The 6,933-nt window shown below is 72.5% G+C and carries 7 protein-coding genes; all 7 read right to left on the bottom strand.

Going from position 1 to position 6,933, the window contains the following annotated elements:
- Nucleotides 1–142 precede the first annotated feature (142 nt).
- The gene (locus ACFV6I_RS11630) at nucleotides 143–694 is read right to left on the bottom strand and encodes an adenine phosphoribosyltransferase (RefSeq protein ID WP_063346803.1); all 552 of its coding nucleotides are present in this window, start codon (nucleotides 692–694) and stop codon (nucleotides 143–145) included.
- Nucleotides 695–719: 25 nt separating this feature from the next.
- Nucleotides 720–1,817, bottom strand: a complete 1,098-nt coding sequence (gene secF / locus ACFV6I_RS11625; protein WP_363372782.1) for a protein translocase subunit SecF — start codon at nucleotides 1,815–1,817, stop codon at nucleotides 720–722.
- A gap of 4 nt (nucleotides 1,818–1,821) precedes the next feature.
- Nucleotides 1,822–3,612, bottom strand: coding sequence for a protein translocase subunit SecD (gene secD / locus ACFV6I_RS11620; RefSeq protein WP_380424693.1), 1,791 nt, complete (start codon nucleotides 3,610–3,612; stop codon nucleotides 1,822–1,824).
- A gap of 146 nt (nucleotides 3,613–3,758) precedes the next feature.
- A complete protein-coding gene (gene yajC / locus ACFV6I_RS11615) occupies nucleotides 3,759–4,166 on the bottom strand; it encodes a preprotein translocase subunit YajC (RefSeq protein ID WP_063346806.1) in 408 nt (135 codons plus the stop codon).
- A gap of 259 nt (nucleotides 4,167–4,425) precedes the next feature.
- Nucleotides 4,426–5,502: a Holliday junction branch migration DNA helicase RuvB gene (gene ruvB / locus ACFV6I_RS11610; RefSeq protein ID WP_380344282.1), complete on the bottom strand. Its 1,077-nt coding sequence runs from the start codon at nucleotides 5,500–5,502 to the stop codon at nucleotides 4,426–4,428.
- A gap of 46 nt (nucleotides 5,503–5,548) precedes the next feature.
- On the bottom strand, nucleotides 5,549–6,160 hold the full coding sequence (gene ruvA, locus ACFV6I_RS11605; protein WP_380424690.1) for a Holliday junction branch migration protein RuvA: 612 nt from the start codon (nucleotides 6,158–6,160) through the stop codon (nucleotides 5,549–5,551).
- The gene (gene ruvC / locus ACFV6I_RS11600; protein WP_380424703.1) at nucleotides 6,157–6,696 is read right to left on the bottom strand and encodes a crossover junction endodeoxyribonuclease RuvC; all 540 of its coding nucleotides are present in this window, start codon (nucleotides 6,694–6,696) and stop codon (nucleotides 6,157–6,159) included. The genes ruvA and ruvC overlap by 4 nt, the downstream gene beginning before the upstream one ends.
- Nucleotides 6,697–6,933: the final 237 nt, after the last annotated feature.

The following is a 6,933-nucleotide window of genomic DNA, read 5'->3' as shown; positions in this document are numbered from 1 at the left end:
CGCCCCCCGGCTGTCCCCCCCCCGCGGGGGGGGTCTCGATTATCTCTCCCCCGCGCGGGCGCGGCGCGTCTCACACCCCCGGGCCCGCCCCGGGGGGGGGGGGGGTGGTGATCCCCCCCCCCCCGCCCTTCACTCAGGTCCCTCAGACCGTGACCAGCGTCTCCAGCGGAGCGCCGTTCAGGTGCCCGGCCAACCGTTCCCGGCCGTCCAGGAAGCCCAGCTCCATCAGCACCACGACGCCCACCAGCTCGGCGCCGGCCTCCTTCACCAGGTCCAGCGAGGCGCCGATGGTGCCACCGGTGGCCAGCACGTCGTCCACCACCAGCACCCGCTCACCGGGCGCGAAGGCGTCGCACTGCACCTCCAGCGTCGCCGAGCCGTACTCCAGCTCGTACGAGCGCCGGAACACCTCGCCGGGCAGCTTGCCCTGCTTGCGGATCGGCACGAAGCCGAGCCCGGCCGCGAAGGCCGCCGGAGCCGCCAGCACGAAGCCGCGCGCCTCCAGGCCCACCACCTTGGTCGCCCCGAGCTCCCGCGCCCGGTCCGCCAGCGCCCTGGTGAGGGCGCCGAAGGCCTCGGCGTCGGCCAGCAGCGGCGCGATGTCCTTGAACAGCACACCCGGCTTCGGGTAGTCCGGGACGTCCCGGATCCGGCTGTTCAACAGCTCGGCCAGTGCGGTGTCGGCGGTGGTCACGGCGTGTCCTTACGGTCGGGTCGGTTCAGCGCTTGGTAGACGGACGGCCCTTGGCACGCGTGGTGCCGGCCGCCCGGCCGCGCTGACCGACCATACCCGCAGGCAGGTCCTCGTCCGCGATCTCCTCGCCCGCCGGCACCTCGCCCGCGGCCTTGGCAGCGGCCGCGGCCCGGTGCTGCAGGACCCGCTTGCGCAGCGCCTTCATCTCCGGCTGCTCCTCCTTGAGCTGCGCCAGCAGCGGGGTGGCGACGCAGATCGACGAGTAGGCACCGGCCGCGAGGCCGATGAACAGCGCCAGCGAGATGTCGTTCAGCGTGCCGGCGCCCAGGAGGCCGCCACCGATGAACAGCAGCGCGGCGACCGGGAGCAGGGCGACCACGGTGGTGTTGAGCGAACGCACCAGGGTCTGGTTGAGGCCCGCGTTGGCCGCCTCGCTGTAGGTGAGCTTGTTCTGCTTGGTGAGGTCCTTGGTGTTCTCCTTCACGGTGTCGAAGACGACGACCGTGTCGTAGAGCGAGTACCCGAGGATGGTCAGGAAGCCGATCACCGTACCGGGGGTGACCTCGAAGCCCACCAGGGCGTACACGCCGATGGTGATCAGGAGGTCGTGGATGAGGGCGACCAGGGCCGCCACCGCCATCCGCCACTCGAAGGCGATCGCCAGGTAGACCGTCACCAGGACCATGAAGATGATCAGGCCGGTGAGCGCCTTCGAGGAGATCTGCTTGCCCCAGCTGGGGCCGATCACCTGGGCCTCGACGGTGTCCAGCGGCACGGCCAGCTTCTCGGAGAGCTGAGCGCGGATCTCGTCCGAGCTCTTCGGCTCCTCGGTGCTGACCTGGATGCGGATCTTGCCGTTGTCGGTCGACTGCACCAGCGGGTGCGAGGAGACGATCTGGTTGGACGTCTCCTGCGCCTGCGAGACGGTCAGCCCCGGCTTGGCCACGGTGTAGACCGAGCCGCCCTTGAACTCGATGCCCAGGTGCAGGCCCATCGACAGACCGATCGCCGCGATCAGCACGATCACGCCGGAGATGGAGTACCAGAGCTTACGGCGCCCGACGAAGTCGAAGCTGACCTCGCCCTGGTAGAGCCGGTGTCCCAGATTGGAGAAGCGTGACACGGTGTCAGGCCTCCTTCACGGCGGCAGAGGAGGGGCTACGGCGACGGCTGCTGCGCAGCGGCGGGCGGGCGCCCAGCCGCTTCGGGTCCAGGCCGGACCACGGGTGACCGTTGGCGAAGAACTTGCGCCGGGCCAGCAGCGTGATCACCGGCTTGGTGAAGAGGAAGATCACCACGACGTCCAGCGCGGTGGTCAGCCCCAGGGTGAACGCGAAGCCCTGGACCTTGCCGACCGAGACCACGTAGAGCACGGCGGCACAGAGGAAGGACACGAAGTCCGACACCAGGATGGTGCGCCGGGCGCGCGGCCAGGCCCGCTGGACCGCCGGGCGCAGCGGGGCGCCCTCGCGGACCTCGTCGCGGATGCGCTCGAAGTAGACGATGAAGGAGTCGGCGGTGATGCCGATCGCGACGATCGCACCGCAGACCGCGGGCAGGTTCAGCGCGAAGCCGATCCCGGCGCCGAGCAGGCTCATGATCGAGTAGGTCAGGGCCGCCGAGACGAGCAGACCGGCGATCGAGACCAGGCCGAGGCCGCGGTAGTAGACCAGCGAGTAGAGCACCACCAGCAGCATGCCGATCGCGCCGGCGACCAGACCGGCCTTGAGCTGGTCGCTGCCGAGCGCCGGGGAGACGGTGGTGATGTCGCTCTTGCTGAATTCCAGCGGCAGGGCGCCGTAGCCCAGCACGTTGGACAGGTCCTGCGCCTCGGCCTGGCTGAAGCGGCCGGTGATCACGGCGCTGCCGCCGGGGATCACGTTCTTGACCTCGGGGTGCGAGACGACCTGGTTGTCCAGGACGATCGCGAACTGGTTGTTCGGCGGGGTCTGGGTGGCGAGCTGGCCGGTGACCTTGGTGAAGGCGTCGGTGCCGGCGCCGTTGAACTGCAGCTGGACCTGCCAGCCGGCACCCGTCTGGGTGTCGAGGCTCGGCTGGGCCTTGGAGACGTCCGAGCCCTTCACGGCGACGGGGCCGAGGGCGAGCTTCTCGTAGTAGCCGTTCTCGGGCTTCTGCGAGCAGGCGACGACGGCCTTGTCCTCGGGGCCGGTCTGGGCCGCGCGGACCTCCGGCTTGGTGCAGTCGAGGGCGGTGAAGGCCGCGGCCAGCTCCGGCGGCACGGTGCCCTGGGTCATCGCGGCGCTGACGTCCGCGGCGCTGGGCGGGGTGGCGGGCGCGGACGGCGTGGTGGCGGCGCTCGGGGCGGTGCTCGCGCCCGTGGCGGCGGCGCTCGGGCTGGCGTCGGCGGCCAGCGCCTCACCGGCCGGGCGGCCCTGCTTGGTGCCGCTCGCGCTGGGCGTGCCGGTGGCGCTCGCGCCGGCCGAGGCGGTGGAGCCGGCGGACGGGGCCGCGCTCGGGGTGCCGGTGGCCGAGGGGGAGCCGGTGGGCGCCGGCGGCGTGAAGCCGCTGGGCGCCACCGCGAGGACCGGGCGGAAGAACAGCTTGGCGGTGGTACCCACCTGGTCCGCCGCGTTCTGCTGGTTGCCGCCCTTGGGGATGTTCACGATGATCGTGTTGTCGCCCTGGGTCTGCACCTCCGCCTCGGAGACACCCATGCCGTTGACGCGGCGCTCGATGATCCCGGTGGCGATGTCCATGTTGGACTTGGTGATCGCCTTGGGGTCGGTCGACTTCGCGGTCAGCGTGATACTGGTGCCACCGGCGAGGTCGATTCCGAGCCGGGGCTTGGTGTGGCCCGTCCCGAACATGAGGGCGACCAGTCCGACGGTGACGACCAGGATGAGGGCCAGCGCCCGCCCTGGGTAGCCGTCGCGCGGGCGCGACTTGGGTGTTGCCACCTTGCTCGTTTCTCCCTGTCCATGCCACTCCCCCAACCGGACCCCCGTCCGGCTTGTGGCGGGACGGGGGCATGGCGGTTCTGCGGCCCTGAGGTCCTGTGGGCTCGCGGCACTGGGCCGCGCGGCCGGGCTGGTGCCCGACCGTACTACTTGCTCGCGGGAGCCCCGCCCTCGACGTCGCCCTTGGCGCCGCCGTCCTTGGTGAGCGTCAGCGGCTTGTCCTCGACCGGCTCGGCGTCGGTGTCCTCGGCCTCCGGCTCGGCCAGCTCGTCATCGGCGGGGCGACCGTTGATGATCGCGTCGTACTCCTGGGGCTCCAGGACAGCGGCGATCGCGCTCTTGGTGAAGTGGGTGACCACGCCGGGCGCGATCTCCAGCTCGATGGTCTCCTCGTTGATCGCCTTCACCGTGGCGTACAGGCCACCGATGGTGCGCACCCCCGCCCCTGGCTCCAGCGAGGTCTGCATCTGCTGCATCTGCGACTGGCGCTTCTTCTGCGACCGGAACATGAGCACGATCGCGATGATCGGGAGGAGAAGGATGATGAAGTTCACTGCAGCCAGGGTCCTTTACGGGCCGCCGACCGGCGGCCTGTGTGGTATTGGTCGGCCCGTCAGGTGAGCGGGGCGGTCCGGCGGAGTCTAGGCGACCCCGAACTGATCGGACAACGCCAAGCATCGCATCCTGCCGCCGAAAGTGGCGACCCTCCGCCTGCACAGTTTCCCCGGACTTCGCCCCCGGCTCGCACCCGGGCCACTCACCGGGGCGGTGCATCGGACGCCTCCCGGGAACCGTCGGGCGGCGATCACCCGTTCAGCCCTCGTCGGCCCGGAAGAGTTCGGATTGCGCGGGCACGGCGCCCCGGGCGGTCTGGATCGGCGGGGTCAGCCCGAGGTGCTGCCAGGCCGCCGCGGTGGCGATCCGGCCGCGCGGGGTCCGGGCGAGCAGGCCCTCGCGGACCAGGAAGGGCTCCGCCACCTCCTCGACCGTCTCGGACTCCTCCCCCACCGCGACCGCAAGAGTCGACAAACCGACCGGTCCGCCGCCGAACAGCCGCAGCAGCGCGGTCAGCACCGCGCGGTCCAGCCGGTCCAGACCGCGGGCGTCCACCTCGTAGACGTCCAGCGCCCGGGCGGCGATCTCGACGGTGACCTGGCCGTCGTGCCGCACCTGCGCGAAGTCGCGGACCCGGCGCAGCAGCCGGTTGGCGATGCGCGGCGTCCCCCGCGAGCGGCCGGCGATCTCGGCGGCGCCGGCCGGGTCGATCTCCACGTCCAGCAGGGTGGCCGAGCGGCGCACCACCCGTTCGAGCTCGGCCGGGGCGTAGAACTCCATGTGCCCGGTGAAGCCGAAGCGGTCGCGCAGCGGGGGCGGCAGCAGGCCGGCCCGGGTGGTGGCGCCGACCAGGGTGAAGGGCGGCAGTTCCAGCGGGATGGCGGTGGCGCCCGGGCCCTTGCCGACGATCACGTCGACCCGGAAGTCCTCCATCGCCATGTAGAGCATCTCCTCGGCCGGCCGGGACATCCGGTGGATCTCGTCGAGGAAGAGCACCTCGCCCTCGGCGAGCGAGGAGAGGATCGCCGCGAGGTCCCCCGCGTGCTGGATCGCCGGGCCGGAGGTGATCCGGATCGGGGCGCCCAGCTCGGCGGCGATGATCATGGACAGGGTGGTCTTGCCCAGCCCGGGCGGCCCGCTGAGCAGCACGTGGTCGGGCGCGCTGCCGCGCTTGCGGGCCGCCTGGAGCACCAGGGACAGCTGCTCGCGCACCCGCTCCTGACCGATGAACTCGTCCAGCAGCTTGGGGCGCAGCGCCGCCTCGACCGCCTGGTCCTCCCCGTCGGCGGCGGCCGTCACCAGCCGGTCGCCCGGGTCCGAGTCGTACGGACTCATCAGCACATGCTCCAAAGTCGACAAGAGGACAGATCGCCAGATGGCTTTAGCGGGATCGGTTGAGGCCGCGCAGGGCGAGCCGGAGCAGTGCGCCGACGTCCGGCGCCTGCTGGGCCTCCGCCTCGGGGGTGACGGCCACGACCGCCTCGTCCGCCTCGCGCGGAGCGTAGCCGAGACCGGTCAGCGCCGAGTGCAGCTGCTCGCTCCAGGGGGCCGGGCCGCTCGCGATCGGCTTCTGCGCCGGCACCGCGCCGTGCGGGGCGCCCAGCTTGTCCTTGTACTCCAGCAGCAGCTTGGCGGCCTTCGCCTTCCCGATGCCGGGCACGGCCACCAGCGCCTTCTCGTCGCCGCCGGCCACCGCGGCCCGCAGCGCGTCGGGGCTGTGCACCCCGAGGATCGCCTGCGCCAGCTTCGGGCCGACGCCCGGCGCGGCCTGGAGGATCTCGAAGACGGCGCGCTCGTCGTCGTCCGCGAAGCCGAACAGGGTCAGCGAGTCCTCCCGGACCACCAGCGAGGTCGCGAGCCGGACGGGCTCACCCAGCCGGAGCCCGGCCAGCGTGTTCGGCGTGCACTGCACGGCCATGCCGACCCCGCCGACCTCGACCACGGCGAGTCCGGAGGAGATGGCCGCCACGGGCCCTTGCACGAAGGCGATCACCGGCTACTTCCTTTCAGGGGGGTGGCGCGGGCCGCCCGTACCGCGGCTTCCAGGCGGTTGACCGCCCCGCCGCGCCAGATGTGGCAGATGGCCAGCGCCAGCGCGTCGGCGGCGTCGGCGGGCTTGGGCGGGGCGTCCAGCCGCAGCAGGCGCTGCACCATGGCCGTGACCTGCGCCTTGTCGGCCCGGCCGGAGCCGGTGACGGCGGCCTTGACCTCGCTCGGGGTGTGCAGGGTGACCGGGATGCCGCGCCGGGTGGCGCAGAGCATCGCGACCGCGCTGGCCTGGGCGGTGCCCATCACCGTCCGGACGTTGTGCTGGGCGAACACCCGCTCGACGGCGACCAGCTCCGGCTCGTGCTCGTCGAGCCAGGCCTCTATGCCCTGCTCGACCAGCAGCAGCCGCCGCCCGATCTCCTCCTCGGCGGGGGTGCGCACCACGCCGACCCCGACCATCCGCAGCGGCCGCCCCGGCGCACCCTCGACCACGCCGATCCCGCACCTGGTCAGCCCCGGGTCCACGCCCAGTACCCGCACCACAGCCCCGCCTCTCGTTGATCGCCGCCCGCCTCCGGGCGCTCCGGCCCGGGCAGGCCCTCCGGCCCACGGCGGGCGACCTGCGAAGGCTACCGTCCGGGTCCGACAGCGCCCGCAAAGACACCGGCCCGGGGGGGGGGGGGGGCGCGCGCGCGCGGGGGGGTTGGCGGCAGACACCGCGGGGCGGCGGCCCCCGCACGCGGGGGGGGTGGGGGTGTGGTCGTTGTGCTGGGACTC

It is taken from the genome of Kitasatospora sp. NPDC059803 (assembly GCF_042732255.1).
Lineage (GTDB): Bacteria > Actinomycetota > Actinomycetes > Streptomycetales > Streptomycetaceae > Kitasatospora.
Note: the sequence above shows the minus strand (reverse complement) of the source record. Positions and strands in the feature narration are given on the sequence as shown.